General features: G+C 30.4%; 15 protein-coding genes and 1 pseudogene. 12 read left to right on the forward strand and 4 right to left on the reverse strand.

Features of this window, described 5'->3' with window-relative positions; genetic code table 11:
* Positions 1-122: 122 nt before the first annotated feature.
* Complete coding sequence (ychF, locus tag P8H50_RS08855) at positions 123-1,217, reverse strand: redox-regulated ATPase YchF (protein ID WP_300207949.1); 1,095 nt, start codon at positions 1,215-1,217, stop codon at positions 123-125.
* A 168-nt stretch (positions 1,218-1,385) separates the two neighbouring features.
* Here ychF and P8H50_RS08860 point away from each other — a divergent pair, with 168 nt between their 5' ends.
* Entirely contained in the window at positions 1,386-2,501 is a 1,116-nt protein-coding gene (locus P8H50_RS08860) for a carboxypeptidase-like regulatory domain-containing protein (protein WP_300207952.1), read from the forward strand.
* An 81-nt stretch (positions 2,502-2,582) separates the two neighbouring features.
* Here P8H50_RS08860 and P8H50_RS08865 read toward each other — a convergent pair whose 3' ends face one another.
* Positions 2,583-2,936 carry a 4Fe-4S dicluster domain-containing protein gene (locus P8H50_RS08865; RefSeq protein ID WP_300207955.1) on the reverse strand — a complete coding sequence of 118 codons (354 nt, stop codon included), beginning with the start codon at positions 2,934-2,936 and terminating at the stop codon, positions 2,583-2,585.
* A 76-nt stretch (positions 2,937-3,012) separates the two neighbouring features.
* On the opposite strand from P8H50_RS08865, the gene P8H50_RS08870 reads away from it, so the two are divergent.
* The 10 genes and pseudogenes from P8H50_RS08870 (at position 3,013) to P8H50_RS08915 (ending at position 12,462) form a co-directional block, all read left to right on the forward strand.
* Entirely contained in the window at positions 3,013-4,071 is a 1,059-nt protein-coding gene (locus tag P8H50_RS08870; protein ID WP_300207958.1) for an acyl-CoA reductase, read from the forward strand.
* A 126-nt stretch (positions 4,072-4,197) separates the two neighbouring features.
* Positions 4,198-5,259 (forward strand): 3-phosphoserine/phosphohydroxythreonine transaminase, encoded by a 1,062-nt coding sequence (gene serC, locus P8H50_RS08875; RefSeq protein WP_300207961.1) that lies wholly within the window; start codon positions 4,198-4,200, stop codon positions 5,257-5,259.
* A 79-nt stretch (positions 5,260-5,338) separates the two neighbouring features.
* Positions 5,339-6,301 (forward strand): D-2-hydroxyacid dehydrogenase, encoded by a 963-nt coding sequence (locus P8H50_RS08880; protein ID WP_300207964.1) that lies wholly within the window; start codon positions 5,339-5,341, stop codon positions 6,299-6,301.
* A gap of 107 nt (positions 6,302-6,408) precedes the next feature.
* Positions 6,409-7,037 (forward strand): annotated as a pseudogene (locus P8H50_RS08885) (DUF937 domain-containing protein).
* Between the two features lie 108 nt (positions 7,038-7,145).
* A complete protein-coding gene (locus P8H50_RS08890) occupies positions 7,146-7,583 on the forward strand; it encodes a DUF6146 family protein (protein WP_300207967.1) in 438 nt (145 codons plus the stop codon).
* A gap of 29 nt (positions 7,584-7,612) precedes the next feature.
* On the forward strand, positions 7,613-8,107 hold the full coding sequence (locus P8H50_RS08895) for a DUF6787 family protein (protein ID WP_300207970.1): 495 nt from the start codon (positions 7,613-7,615) through the stop codon (positions 8,105-8,107).
* A gap of 12 nt (positions 8,108-8,119) precedes the next feature.
* Positions 8,120-8,437 carry a hypothetical protein gene (locus P8H50_RS08900; RefSeq protein ID WP_300207973.1) on the forward strand — a complete coding sequence of 106 codons (318 nt, stop codon included), beginning with the start codon at positions 8,120-8,122 and terminating at the stop codon, positions 8,435-8,437.
* 123 nt (positions 8,438-8,560) lie between these two features.
* Positions 8,561-10,957 carry a TonB-dependent receptor gene (locus tag P8H50_RS08905; protein WP_300207976.1) on the forward strand — a complete coding sequence of 799 codons (2,397 nt, stop codon included), beginning with the start codon at positions 8,561-8,563 and terminating at the stop codon, positions 10,955-10,957.
* A gap of 18 nt (positions 10,958-10,975) precedes the next feature.
* Positions 10,976-11,533: a type 1 periplasmic binding fold superfamily protein gene (locus P8H50_RS08910; RefSeq protein ID WP_300207979.1), complete on the forward strand. Its 558-nt coding sequence runs from the start codon at positions 10,976-10,978 to the stop codon at positions 11,531-11,533.
* Positions 11,534-11,697: 164 nt separating this feature from the next.
* On the forward strand, positions 11,698-12,462 hold the full coding sequence (locus P8H50_RS08915) for a CDP-alcohol phosphatidyltransferase family protein (protein WP_300207982.1): 765 nt from the start codon (positions 11,698-11,700) through the stop codon (positions 12,460-12,462).
* 51 nt (positions 12,463-12,513) lie between these two features.
* On the opposite strand, the gene bcp is transcribed toward P8H50_RS08915, so the two are convergent.
* Positions 12,514-12,969 carry a thioredoxin-dependent thiol peroxidase gene (bcp, locus tag P8H50_RS08920; protein WP_300207985.1) on the reverse strand — a complete coding sequence of 152 codons (456 nt, stop codon included), beginning with the start codon at positions 12,967-12,969 and terminating at the stop codon, positions 12,514-12,516.
* Between the two features lie 45 nt (positions 12,970-13,014).
* Between bcp and nth the strand changes: the two genes are divergently transcribed.
* On the forward strand, positions 13,015-13,671 hold the full coding sequence (gene nth / locus P8H50_RS08925) for an endonuclease III (protein ID WP_300207987.1): 657 nt from the start codon (positions 13,015-13,017) through the stop codon (positions 13,669-13,671).
* Between the two features lie 484 nt (positions 13,672-14,155).
* Here nth and P8H50_RS08930 read toward each other — a convergent pair whose 3' ends face one another.
* Positions 14,156-14,740, reverse strand: a complete 585-nt coding sequence (locus P8H50_RS08930) for a sigma-70 family RNA polymerase sigma factor (protein WP_300207989.1) — start codon at positions 14,738-14,740, stop codon at positions 14,156-14,158.
* Positions 14,741-14,811 lie beyond the last annotated feature (71 nt).

Genomic DNA, 14,811 nt, shown 5'->3' on the forward strand with positions numbered 1-14,811 from the left:
CAATGTAGTTTGATAAGTATTATTGACAAAGAAACTATCTTTTTTATTAAAATAAATATACAAAAAAACGAGATGAATTACCATCTCGTTTTAGTCTTTTGTATAAATTTACTTTACTCTTTTTAGACATTAAAAAGAAAGTGCATCACATCACCATCTTTTACAGTGTAAGCTTTACCTTCTACTCGCATTTTCCCTGCTTCTTTTACTTTAGCTTCGCTTCCAAAAGACACATAATCTTCGTACGCAATAACTTCGGCTCTAATAAAGCCTTTTTCAAAATCGGTGTGGATAACTCCTGCTGCTTGTGGTGCAGTAGACCCTATATTTATAGTCCAAGCTCTCACTTCTTTTACACCTGCAGTGAAATACGTCTGTTGATTTAATAATTTGTATGCTGAACGAATTAATTTTGCAGAACCTGGTTCGTCTAAACCGATGTCTGCTAAAAACATTTGGCGTTCCTCGTAATCGTCTAATTCTGTAATATCTGCCTCTGTTCCTACTGCAAGCACTAAGACTTCAGCATTTTCATCTTTTACTGCTTCTTTTACTCTATTAACATAATCGTTTCCATTAACTGCTGCGCTTTCATCTACATTACAAACATACATTACTGGCTTATCTGTTATTAATTGAGATGGTTTTACAAAATCGTTATATTCTTCTTCTGTAAACTCTAAAGCTCTAACAGATACTCCTGCTTCTAAACCTACTTTAAGTTTTAACAAAACAGCTTCTTCTTTTTGTGCTTCTTTATTTCCAGTTTTAGCAGCACGCTTTACTTTATCAAGCTTTTTATCTACGGTCTCTAAATCTTTTAACTGCAATTCTATATCAATAGTTTCTTTGTCGCGAATAGGATCTACACTATTATCTACGTGAACAATATTATCGTTATCAAAACAACGTAAAACATGTAAAATTGCATCTGTCTCGCGAATATTTGCTAAGAATTGATTGCCTAAACCTTCACCTTTACTTGCGCCTTTTACTAAACCTGCAATATCTACAATCTCTACTGTTGCTGGTAATACGCGCTCAGGATTTACTAAAGCTTCTAATTTTTGAAGTCTAGGATCTGGTACGTTTACCACACCAATATTTGGTTCTATTGTACAAAACGGAAAATTTGCACTTTGTGCTTTCGCATTAGACAAACAATTAAATAATGTTGATTTTCCTACGTTTGGTAAGCCTACAATTCCTGCTTTCATTGAAATATATTTTTATTGTTTCCGTAAAGTTGGAAACCTCTTAGATTTTGCGTTTGCAAATGTAGTTAATTCTTTAAATCTTCAATGAATACGTTTAGAATAATTTGCTTGTTTAGGAAATACTCAACTTAAATTGTTATATTTGTGAATCAACATAAACTAATCATTATGAAATCATTTATTATATCTTTATTGTTTCTATTATTTGTTTTTTCTTGCTCTAAAGACGAAAAGCCAAATCCAATTCCAGAAAATATTAGTATTAGAGGAAAACTTTTAGCACCAAACAATCAAGATCCAATTGTGGATGCAAAAGTTGTTGCTTTTCAAAATAATATTAAACAATACGAAACTACTACAGATCCTGAAGGTGTTTTTGTTTTGAATATTCCAAAAGGTGAATATGATATTTCTTTATCAAAAGGCTTATTTTCTACCCAAAAACAAATTACTGTTGAAGGTGAAACTACCCAAGAAAATTATAAAATTGAAATACTACCAAATATTGGAGTTATTACAGGAAGTTATGATAATATTGAAAGTGTACTATATGGAATTGGATTAGTAAACCCTATTACTGGATTACCTTTATTCGATATTATTGATGGAATTACAACTAACAGAACTACAACTAATAAGCATTATCATGGTAAGAACAATGGTATGGCGAATAGAAATCCAATATTAGATCCAAATGTAAGTTTTTCTTATACAGATTTAATGTCTAATCCTGCGCTTTTAGCTTCATATGACATTCTGTTTATTAATTGTAGCTCGCATTCTAATAATCTTTTGTACGAACAAAATTTAATGGACTATGTTAATAATGGTGGCTTTTTGTATGTTACAGACTGGTCTTCTAGTCTTTTAAACACAATCACTAATAATGATTCAGATTACTTATCGTTTTATACACCAAGAAGAAGTGGTCAATCTTTAACAACGACAGCAACTATTCTAGATGGGAATTTAAGCGCTTGGTTATTACTTAATTTTGGAATATCTATTAATGATACTGTAGAAATCAACGCGTTTTTACCTGGTTGGCAAGTGGTAGATTCTTACGACGCTTCAACAACTATTTCTTGGTTAAATGGTACGGTTGATTATAGAGATGATACTAATACAACTGTTACTGAAAACAAAGGATTAGCATTTACATTTTTGTTAGGCCAAGGTGCAATATTCTATTCATCATTTCATACTGAAAATGAAGCATTCGATTTTACAACAACAGATAGAGTTATGGAATATTTAGTTTTTGAAATGACAGATATTGAATGAAGTAAAAAAATAAATTTATAAAAAAAGCCAAACTAGTCTCGTTTGGCTTTTTTATATATCATTTAATATTATTTATGCGTATTATTCGTTAGGATGCATAAATTTCTGCTTTCCTAATAATACTTCCTCTGTCTCAACATGATTATCATCAGGAACACAACAATCTACAGGACAAACAGCTGCACATTGTGGTTCTTCATGAAAACCAACACATTCCGTACACTTATCTGGTACTATATAATAAATTTCATCGCTTATAGGCTCTTGAGCTTCATCTGCATCAACAGCTTTACCATCTGTAAGCACTATACTGCCTTCTAGACTTGTTCCGTCTTTGTATCTCCAATCGTCAGCACCTTCATAAATTGCTGTGTTTGGGCATTCTGGCTCGCATGCTCCACAATTTATACATTCGTCTGTTATAATAATTGCCATAGTTGTTGTTTTATTTAGTTTGCGTAAATTTGCTACTGCAAAAATAATGACTATACACTTCTTACGCAAGTAGCAAATGGAATTACAACAAAGAATTAACGCTTTCATTAAATTAGGAGCTTTTTTAAGTCAATTTTCTTCGGAAGAATTCAAAAAAAATGAAACTGTACCACAAAATGATCTATTTTTTGATGGTTTTAAGCATCAAATTAAAATAGCACAAGAGAGTAATGGATGGTTTACCAAAGCTAATATTGTTTTTGCTTTAAACGGCTGGACTAATTCTCTAAATAAAACTAATTTAAGCAAATGGGTTTCAGCTTATAATTTTAATAAAACTAACCAAAAAAATGTAGCTATAATTATGGCTGGAAACATTCCATTGGTTGGATTTCACGATTTTATTTCGGTGTTAATATCTGGACATTCTGTTACAGTTAAACAATCTTCTAACGATAAACATCTCTTACCTTTTATAGCAAAATATTTAGAGTATGTAGAACCAGAATTCAAAGGCAAAATTAAATTTACTGAAGGACAACTAGAGGAGTTTGATGCTGTAATTGCTACTGGAAGCAGTAATACTGCTCGCTATTTTGAATATTATTTTAAAAACAAGCCATCCATTATAAGAAAAAACAGGAATTCTGTTGCAGTACTTTCTGGAAAAGAAACAAAAGAAGAACTTGAAAACCTCTCTGAAGATATTTTTAGATACTATGGTCTGGGTTGCAGAAACGTATCTAAACTATTTTTACCAAAAAATTACAATTTTGATGCTTTTTTTAACGCCATGTACAAATGGCACCCAATAATTAATGAAGCCAAATACGCCAATAATTACGATTATAATAAGGCTGTATATTTAATGAGTGAATTTAATATGCTTGAGAATGGTTTTTTAATGATAAAAGAAGACGAAAGTTATGCTTCTCCTATTGCTACAGTTTTTTATGAGTTTTATGAGGATTTTACAACGCTAAATCATAGGCTTTTAAATGAAAAAGAAAACATACAATGCATTGTAGCCAAAGATTTTATTAATAATGAAATTGAGTTTGGTAATACACAAAAACCAAATCTTTGGGATTATGCAGATAATGAAGACACTATTGCTTTTTTGTTAAAATTATAGCTAATAAATTATCATTTTCATAACAAAAAAATGCACATTATTTAGCACCTTTGTAATATTAAAATTTAAATCATTTTTATAAAAAAAATGAGAACTAATAGATACTGAAATTAAATTCAGCATACCATGAAAAGACATAATTTTAGCGCAGGACCATGCGTATTACCAAAAGAAGTTATCTTAAAAGCATCAGAAGCCTTATTAGACTTCGATAACGGCTTATCATTAATAGAAATATCACACAGAAGCAAACCTTTTGTCGATGTTATGGAAAAAGGTAGAGCTCTCGCGCTAGAGCTTCTTGGTTTAGAAGGCAAAGGATACAAAGCTTTGTTTTTACAAGGAGGAGCGAGTACTCAGTTTTTAATGGTCGCGCTTAATTTATTAGAAAAACGTGCAGGATACTTAAATACAGGAACTTGGAGTGATAAAGCAATTAAAGAAGCTAGAATTTACGACGATGTATACGAAGTAGCTTCTTCAAAGAACGCAAACTTTAATTATATTCCAAAAGGTTACGATGTACCTTCAGATTACGACTATTTTCATTGCACCTCTAACAATACTATTTTTGGTACACAAATGAAAAGTTTTCCAAAAGTAGATATTCCAATGGTATGTGATATGAGCAGTGATATTTTTTCTCGCACACTCGATTTTTCACAATTCGATTTAATTTATGCAGGAGCTCAAAAAAATATGGGTCCAGCAGGAACAACTTTAGTAGTGGTTAAAGAAGATATTTTAGGAAAAGTATCGCGTAAAATTCCTTCTATGATGGATTATAAAATTCATATAGATAAAGGTAGCATGTTTAATACACCACCTGTTTTTGCAGTATACACCTCTATGTTAACTATGCAATGGTTAAAAGATTTAGGTGGTATTAAAGCAATAGAAGAAGAAAACGAAAAGAAAGCAGTTTTAATGTATTCTGAAATAGATTTAAATCCACTTTTTAAAGGTTTCGCTGCAAAAGAAGATCGTTCTAAAATGAATGCAACATTTACCTTAGAAAACGAAAATTTAAAAGAAACTTTTGAGGCTATGATAGCAGAGGCTGGAATTAACGGATTAAATGGCCATAGAAGTGTTGGTGGTTACAGAGCTTCAATGTATAATGCCTTATCCTTAGACAGTGTTAAAGTATTAGTAGAAGTCATGAGTGAATTAGAAAGTAAAGCTTAAATAATAAATTAATTTTAAGTTAAAATGCTAACTGTTCCATGAACTTTTAACTTTTAACTTTTAACTTTTAACTACAAAAATGAAAGTATTAGCAAATGATGGTATCTCGCAAAGCGGAATCGAAGACTTAGAAAAAGCAGGTTTTGAAGTATCAACAACAACAGTAGCTCAAGAGCAATTAGCAAACTACATAAATGACAATAAAATTAGTGTAGTATTAGTACGTAGTGCTACAACAGTAAGAAAAGAAGTTATAGATGCTTGTCCAAACTTAAAAATTATTGGTCGTGGTGGTGTTGGTATGGATAATATAGATGTAGACTATGCACGAGAAAAAGGCATTCACGTTATTAATACACCTGCAGCCTCTTCACAATCTGTAGCAGAATTAGTTTTTGCACACCTATTTACAGGAGTACGCTATTTGTACGATTCTAATAGAAACATGCCATTAGATGGTGATACTCAATTTAAAAAACTAAAGAAAAACTATGCCAAAGGTATTGAGCTTAGAGGCAAAACACTTGGTGTTATAGGTTTTGGTCGTATTGGTCGTGAAGTTGCTAAAATAGCTTTGGGTGTTGGAATGAAAGTTATTGCAACCGATAAATTTGTTGGAAAAGCAAATATAAAAGTAGATTTTTATAACGGACAATTTATTAATGTGGAAATTGAAACTGAACCTATGGAAGAAGTTTTAAAACATTCAGACTTTATAACACTCCATGTTCCTGCCCAAAAAGATTATGTTATTGGTAAAGCAGAATTCGATATCATGAAAAATGGTGTAGGATTAGTAAATGCTGCACGTGGTGGTGTTGTTAACGAAGTAGAGTTAGTAAAGGCTTTAGATAGTGGTAAAGTTGCATTTGCAGGTTTAGACACCTTTCAGGATGAGCCAACTCCTGCAGTACAAATATTAATGAATCCAAAAATTTCATTAACACCACATATTGGTGCAGCAACAAACGAAGCTCAAGATCGTATTGGATTAGAATTAGCATCACAAATTAAAAGTTTACTTCTCACCGATAAAAACTAACATTTTATAGATAAAATTGCAAAATAATTAAAACTAAGCCTTAAAAATATCGTTAAGGCTTTTTTTATGTAATTTGGATACATTAATAACAATAACAAAATAAAAAGATGTCAGGAATTTTAGATTTATTAGGAAGCGATTTAGGAAAATCGATTATTAGCGGTGTTGCAGTATCAACAGGAAACGATACAAACAAAACTAGTAGTGTACTTACTATGGCCTTACCAGTTTTAATGAAAGCAATGCAACGTAATGCTTCTACTCCACAAGGAGCTGAAGGTCTTATGGGTGCAATACAAGGAAAGCACGATGGTAGCATTTTAGATAATCTTGGCGGATTATTTGGTGGTGGTGTTATGAGGAAGTAAAAAATGATGGATCAAAAATTTTAGGTCACGTATTAGGTTCAAGACAACAAGGAGTAGAAAAAGTAATTGGTGAAAAATCTGGTTTAGATGCTGGTTCGGTAGCTAATATTTTAAAAGTTGCTGCTCCAATATTAATGGGTATGATAGGTAAACAAGCACAACAACAAAATGTAAGTTCTTCTAATGGGATTGGAGATTTATTAGGAGGTTTACTAGGCGGAAACTCTGCTGCAAAAGAGCAAAGTTTCTTAGAATCTATATTAGATGGTGATGGTAGTATAGTAGATGATGTAGCTGGAATGGTACTTGGTGGTGCAAAGAAAAAAGGAGGACTTGGCGGATTGCTAGGTGGTCTTTTTGGAAAGTAATACTTTCACCTAAATATAAAGTATTTATAGAGTCGAATTTTTTTCGGCTCTTTTTTTTGCTTTTTATCTCAGCTATTTATTTTGTATTTTTATTAAAAAATTGAAATCATGAAAAATATACTACTCATCATAACAATTCTTGTTTTTGTGTTCGCCTGCAATACATCAAAAAAGATAGTGCCTGCAAAAAACGAAACTTTAAAAGTAAAAACAGGAGACACAATTAAAATCTCTGGAGACAATCTTGAATACGATGTTGTTATTATAGAACCTGGTTTTGGTACTTACCTAGCAATTAACGCAAAGCCTAAAGGCTTTTATAATCAGAATTTTTTAGAGAATAGAAACCTACGCTATGTTCAAGAATGGAACAGGCGCGTATTATCACCTTCACGATACAACTCAAATTTATACGAGTTTGAAATTAATTATAGACAAGGTATAGATTATGGCTATGATGTAAACTATAAAATGTATAACTACTTTATTTATTTTCAAAATAAATATAACCAAAACCTATTAGGCACAAGAGTTCCTCCAAATTAATCTATATTTGCACCTTTAAAATTTATGCAATGGAGGACTTTAAAAAGCGTTGGGAAATCACTAAAAACTGGCAATTATTTTTTCCTTTAGTAGGTTTGCTAGGTCTATTTTACTCATCATATAAAATTGTAAGTGTATTAAAATCAGAGCTTCACGTTGCATTAAAATTAACAATAAGCATTTTAATTACTTCCATTCTTTTAAAATTAACTTTATTAATTTTTAAAAAACTAGAAAAAAAATGGGTCGTAAAACAACGTTGGGAAATTATTAGGATTTTTATTGTTTTTGCCATTACTGGTTCATCTTCTTTGTTTATAGGTAGACCGTTTATTAAGTTTATAGGAATTACTAAAGAAAACTTAAATATCTTTGTCTATTGGTTTTTATATAGTATCATTGGTCTTATTTTCTATCAAATACTTTTAGTGACCTTTGGTTATTTACTTGGACAAGGTAAATTTTTCTGGGAGTTTGAAAAGAAAATGTTACGTAGATTTGGATTAGGACGATTTATAGATTAAATGGAAAACAGAATGTTAAATATTATAATTAAAGGTATCGCAATGATACTGTTAGTTGCTATAATATTGCCTTCTGCTGTAAAGTTAACACACGCCTTTAAAAATCATAAACATGAAGTCTGTACTAACACATTAGATACTCATTTTCATGAAGTAGAAATAGATTGTGAATTTTACAAGTTTAAACTAAACAATAATTTTACAGTAGCATTTAATGAGATTATTATTTTTTATAATAATAACAATTATAGTACTTTCTATAGCAAATATAGATTTTTAAAAAGTTATAAAAACTTTGGTATTGCACTTAGAGGACCACCAACAACATAAATCTCTTCAAACTAAATTGGTTTAACACCTCATTTTCAAATTATTATATATTACATTATTACTTCTAAAATATTTTTATTAGTGGTCAAGTGTTTTATATTTTACCTTAATTCTTAACAATACATGCGTGTATTTATCTTATTATTTTTATTAATTAGTAGTAATTTTATTATTTCACAAAACTGTAATAATACTATAACTGGTAAAGTTTTAGACCTTCATGATAATACCATTTTGGTTGATGCTAGAATAGTTGTTTTGGAAATCAATAAACAGTTATTAACTAATGAAAGTGGAGGATTTACTATTTCAGGGTTGTGTAATCAAACCTACACAATTGAGATAAGTCACGCCTTTTGTTTGCCAAAGACTTACAAGATTGAATTAATAAGTAGCATTGAAAAGGTTTTTCTTTTAGAACATCATTTAGAAGAATTAAATGAAATTATTTTAGAAGGTAAAACTAATAATGATTCCGAAACCAGTTTAGAAAATAAAATAACTAAAGAAGAATTAGAAAAAAGCAGTAGTAAATCTCTTGGAGATGTTTTAAATTCTATTTCAGGAATAAGCTCACTAAATACAGGTAATACTATTGTAAAACCTGTAATAAATGGCTTACACAGTAGTCGAGTAGTTATTTTAAATGATGGAATTAGGCTAGAAGATCAAGATTGGGGAGCTGAACATGCACCAAATTTAGACATTAATGCTATTGATAATATTACAGTTATTAAAGGTGCTAGCGCATTACAATATAGTGGTAATGCCATAGGAGGCATTGTTATTACGGAAACTGCTAAGGCTCCAGTTAAAGATAGTATCTATGGTAAAACCATAGTTACTGCTGCTTCTAATGGCAGAGGTGGCACGACGACAACTCAATTAACTAAAACTTATAAAAGTGGTTGGTATGGAAACATACAAGGAACTATAAAACGTTTTGGTGATTTTAATGCGCCAGATTATAATTTAAGTAATACAGGCGTTTATGAACGTAGCTTATCTGTTCGAGGAGGAATTAATAGATTTCGATCTGGTCTAGAAGCTTCTTATTCTCTCTACAAAATGGAAACTGGAATTTTAAGAGCTTCACACTTGGGAGGTGCACAAGATCAAATTAGAGCTATTAATAACCTTGAGCCATTATTTGTTGACGATTTTACTTACAATATAAATTCACCTAAACAAGATGTTGAACATCATATATTAAAGTTAAAAGGTTTTAAAAAATTTGAAAAACTAGGAAAATTAGACTTTAAATATAGCTTTCAACAAAATAATAGATTAGAGTTTGATGTAAGAAGAGGAGATGACAGAGATAAACCGTCTTTGGATTTAAAACTTAACACACATACGCTGCTTTTAGATTTAGATTCTAAACTATCTGAAACAGCAAATCTAAAATTAGGTCTAACAGGACAATACCAAACTAATTTTGCAGATCCTAGCACAGGAATAAGAAGATTAATACCAGATTACAGCGAATATAATACTGGGCTTTATGCTATTTTAGAAAAACAAATCAATAATCAATTCATTTTTGAACTTGGTGCGAGATTAGATTACACTTATTTAGATGCATTAAAGTTTTACAGAACCTCGTTTTGGGAAGACAGAGGATACGACTCTACTTTTCAAGATATTGTTGTAGAAGAATTTGGAAACCAAATTTTAGTTAACCCTAAATTAAACTTTTATAATCCTTCGGCAACAGCAGGAATTTCTTATAATTTTAAAGAAGACTTTAAGCTATTGTTTAATTACTCTTTAGCATCTAGAGCACCAAATCCTTCTGAATTGTTTAGCGAAGGATTGCACCATTCTGCATCAAGAATTGAGTTGGGTGGTTTAGAGTTTAAGTCGGAAACTGCACATAAATTTTCGTTTACTCTTCAACACGATAGTGATCGTATTCGTTTTACTATTAATCCTTACATAAATTTAATATCAGATTTTATAGTTATAGAGCCTATAGAGGTACAACAAACTATAAGAGGTAATTTTCAAGTATGGGAATATAGACAAACGAACGCTAGACTTATGGGTGTTGATATAGATGGTGAAATTAAATTGAATGATTATTTTAAATATAACCATCAGTTTTCCATAATTAAAGGTAAAGACATAACCAAAAAAGATGCTTTAATTAATATGCCAGCTGCGAGCACAAGAAATGCAATTGCATACACTAATAAAAAATTAAATAATTTAAATTTAAGACTACAAAGTGAATATGTTTTTAGACAAAATGAATTTCCAGATAATAATTTTGAAGTCTTTGTGCCTGAAACAGAAACACTAGAAATTGTAGATGTAAGCACACCTCCTGATGCTTATCATTTACTTGGTTTTAACTCAAGTATAGATTATAAACTCAGTAAAAAATCAATACTAACAATTGGATTTGGTGTATCCAATATTTTTAATACCAATTACAGAAACTATCTAAATCGTTTAAGATATTATGCCAACGATTTAGGTAGAGATTACTCAATAAATTTAAAAATAAACTATTAATAATTAAAAAATAAAACAATGAAAAATTTCAAATTAATAACATTAGCATTAATTACATTACTTTTTACTAACGCTTGTTCAAATGATGACGATGCAACACCTCCTCCAGTAAATGAAGAAGAAATAATAACAACAATAACAGTTACATTAACACCTAATGGTGGTGGTACTGCAATTACTCTAAAAACACAAGATTTAGATGGTGATGGCCCTAATTTACCTGTAACTACTGTATCTGGAGACTTAGCAGCAAACACTACATATAATGGAAGAATAGAACTATTAAATGAAACTGAAGATCCAGCAGAGGATATTACTGAGGAAGTAGAAGAGGAAAGTAACGAGCATCAATTTTTTTATACTGTTAGTTCTAGTTTAAACCTAACTACAGCTTATACAAACTTTGATGATAATGGCAATCCATTAGGCACTGCCTTTACTATTACTTCTGGAGCTGCAAGTACAGGAGTATTAACTTTTACTTTACGTCACGAACCAATCAAACCTAACACTAGACTTAGTGATGCAGGAGGAGAAACTGATATAGAAACATCTTTTAATGTAACCATACAATAAATAAATTTAACACTTTAAAAAAACTCAAGACTGGTTAGTCTTGAGTTTTTTTTTGTTTTTAACTTTATTTTAGTAAGAGATTTACGTATTACTTATTGTACATTTGTAAAACCTATAAAATTAGGTTGGTATATTCCACAGTACAGACTTCCCAAGACAATATAATGTCAAAATTACCTAAGGAGCATAAATTTTTAGATCTTTCAGATTATGGAAGACCTTTGGCAAGACAAATTGCTAATGCATTAAAAAACACAAACTTTACACCTATTCATGTTACTATAGGTTTTATAATTTCTGGTTTATTAGCAATCTATTGCATACTCAATGCTTATTATTGGTTGGCTGCGTTTTTTCTTATATTTAAATCTATTTTAGATGCAGCAGATGGCGAATTAGCGAGAGTTAAACAAACACCATCTTACACAGGAAGATACCTAGATTCTGTTGCAGATATTATTTTGAATGCGCTTTTTTTTATAACTATTTGGCACATTACCAATACTAATATCTGGATAACACTTTTTGCGTTTTTAGGCTTACAACTTCAAGGCACACTTTATAATTACTACTATGTAATTTTAAGAAATAAATTTGATGGTGATACAACAAGTCGTGTCTTTGAAAATAAAACACCAATAGCTTTAGCTGGCGAAAAACAAAAACATGTTAATATCCTTTTTGGCTTATACAAGTTTTTATATGGAGCTTTCGATAGTATTATTTATAAACTAGACCACAATGCTAGTAAAGGAAAAGTTTTTCCTAATTGGTTAATGACGAGTATTTCTACTTTTGGACTTGGTTTCCAACTCCTTATCATAGCAATAATGTTGGTAATAGGATTAAAACAATTTATACTACCATTTTTCTTAATCTATACTTTAATGTTGTTTGTATTTATTAGTATTAGAAAGGTTTTTTTCTAAAAAAACACCCTAAAAAAGAGTGCTTTTGTTAAAAACTTTAAATTTAATGCTTTACAATTCTAAAATCTGCGCAGCATGATCTTTTGTCTTCACTTTATCTATTACGTGAGCTACTACTCCATTCTCATCAACTAAAAAAGTTTTTCTATGGATGCCATCGTACTCTTTGCCCATAAACTTTTTTAATCCCCAAACACCAAAAGCATCAATTACTGTTTTATCTTCATCTGCCAACAAATCAAAAGGAAACTTATACTTAGTTTTAAAATTAGTTTGTCTTTTTTCAGAATCTGCACTAACACCTAATATCTCATATCCTTTGTCTTGTAAAGCCTTATAATTATCTGTAAGATTACATGCCTCTGCTGTACAACCAGGTGTACTCGCTTTTGGATAAAAGAATACGACTAACTTTTTTCCTTTAAAATCTGATAAGGACACTAGATTTCCATCTTGATTATTAACTGTAAAATCTGGTACTTTATCGCCTTGTTTTAATGTGTTCATAGTTGTAATTTTGATTTTTATTTTCTTTCATCAAAAATACAACTAATGACTAAACAAGAAAAGGTCGATTTTGTTATAAATACGTTAAATACATTATATCCAGAAATTCCAATTCCGTTAGATCATAAAGATCCTTACACGCTATTAGTAGCTGTATTGCTCTCTGCACAGTGTACAGATATTCGTGTAAATAAAATTACACCATTACTATTTGCTAAAGCAGATAATCCTTATGATATGATAAAAATGAGCGTTGAAGAGATTAAAGACATTATTAGACCTTGCGGCTTATCACCAATGAAAAGTAAAGGCATTTACGGATTGTCTCATATTCTTATTGATAAATACAATGGCGAAGTACCACAAAGTTTTAAAGCTTTAGAAGCTTTACCAGCTGTTGGACACAAAACTGCAAGTGTAGTGATGTCTCAAGCCTTTGGTGTACCTGCTTTTCCGGTAGATACACACATACACAGATTAATGTACAGATGGAATTTAACAAACGGAAAAAATGTTACACAAACAGAAAAAGATGCTAAACGCTTATTCCCAAAAGAAACGTGGAACGATTTACATCTTCAAATTATTTGGTATGGTAGAGAATACTCTCCTGCTAGAGGTTGGGATCTAGATAAAGACATTATCACAAAAACTATAGGAAGACGTTCTGTTTTAAAAGCTTACGGGCAATCTAAAAAATAAAAATGAACACAATAACGTTGTAATAATTAATACATTATTAAAAATGTAATGCATGAAAAACTAACTTCAAATTTTAGCGATTTTCCTAATTATAACGTTATGTATTCCAATTAAAATTGCTCAAGAAATTGAAAACCAGAAGTTACAACTGCAAGAAAATTTAAAGTAAGCTAAAAAAAGTAGCCTCGTTTATATTTAATGACCCAAAAGAAGCTGCAGCGTTTTACACTTTTTTAAATGCAATCGAAAAAAAAATCCTGATATATATCAGGATTTTTTCAGTCTAATTCAGAAGCGCTTCAAACTTCATTTTTTGGTAATTTATAACACTTAAAGCTTTGGAATAATCAAGAATGAAACTTATCGTTTCATCCTTAGGGTTCAATTTTTTAATTTTTTTAGAATTTTCAGAGTAAATTTTCGCCATGTATTTGTTTGTTTGTTCAAATAGATAACGTAAAATTTATTCTAATATTGTGTACTGTTAATTTGTTAAAATAATATTGTGTTTTTCTATAACCTTTCTCATGTTTATTAAAGCATATCGCATACGTCCTAAAGCTGTGTTTATACTAACACCAGTACGCTCAGAGATTTCTTTAAAACTCATATCTTGATACATACGCATCATTAAAACTTCTTTTTGGTCATCTGGCAACTCTTCAATTAAACGCCTTACATCAGTTTCGACTTGATCTTTAATAAGTGCTTTTTCAGCATTTAAACTGGTATCGCTTAACACAGAAAAAATACTAAACTCACCAGTATTATCAAACTTAGGCATACGGTTATTTTTTCTAAAATGATCAATAACCAAATTGTGAGCAATACGCATAACCCAAGGTAAAAACTTACCTTCTTCGTTATACTTTCCTCTTTTTAGGGTACGAATAACCTTTATAAAAGTATCTTGAAAAACATCTTCGGCAATATCTCTATCATAAACTTTCGAATAGATAAAACTATAAACGCGCTGTTTATGTCTTTTTATTAAAATTTCTAGAGAAAATTCATCACCTTCAATATAACTACTTACAAGAGTAGCATCAGATATAAGTTCTTTTCGCATAATCATTACTTTTAATTGCAGAAGTTAAGCGTCTACAATGGAGTTAATAAATTTAAAAGTAATATTATGTT

Origin of the sequence: Lacinutrix sp. (genome assembly GCF_029238095.1) — a bacterium.
Taxonomy (GTDB): domain Bacteria; phylum Bacteroidota; class Bacteroidia; order Flavobacteriales; family Flavobacteriaceae; genus Lacinutrix.